The organism is Nonomuraea sp. NPDC048916, from assembly GCF_040649575.1.
GTDB lineage: Bacteria > Actinomycetota > Actinomycetes > Streptosporangiales > Streptosporangiaceae > Nonomuraea.
In genome coordinates, this window is the sequence record NZ_JBEZFS010000197.1 from 1 (window position 1) to 501 (window position 501).

Genomic DNA, 501 nt, shown 5'->3' on the forward strand with positions numbered 1-501 from the left:
CCGGGAACATGTACGCCAAGCGGATCCTGGACACCACGAACGGGATCGAGGGCAAGCAGGTCCGGTCGTACCTGGACTGGTACGACCAGAGCACCATCAAGATCAAGGCCATGGAGACGATCGAGGCCACCCTCCTCAGCGACATGGAGGCCAAGGCCCGCGAGCTGCGCCAGGCCTCCCAGCGCGAGGCGATCGTCAACGGTGCGGTCATCCTCCTCGTGCTCGGCGTCTCGCTCGTCGGCGCCTTCGTGGTGGCCCGCTCCATGATCCGCTCGCTGCGCCGCCTCCAGGACACCGCCACCCGGGTCGCCCAGGACCGGCTGCCCGAGCTCGTCAAGCAGCTCTCCGAGACCGACCCGCAGGACGTCGACACCTCCGTCGAGTCGGTCGGGGTGCACTCCCGGGACGAGATCGGCCAGGTGGCCGCGGCCTTCGACGACGTGCACCGCGAGGCCGTCCGCCTCGCCGCCGAGCAGGCCCTTCTCCGGGGCAACGTCAACG

General features: G+C 69.7%; 1 protein-coding gene. It reads left to right on the plus strand.

Annotated elements, in window-relative coordinates; translation table 11 throughout:
• A partial coding sequence (locus tag AB0C16_RS40420) for a HAMP domain-containing protein (RefSeq protein ID WP_357691479.1) occupies positions 1-501 on the plus strand: 501 nt, incomplete at both ends.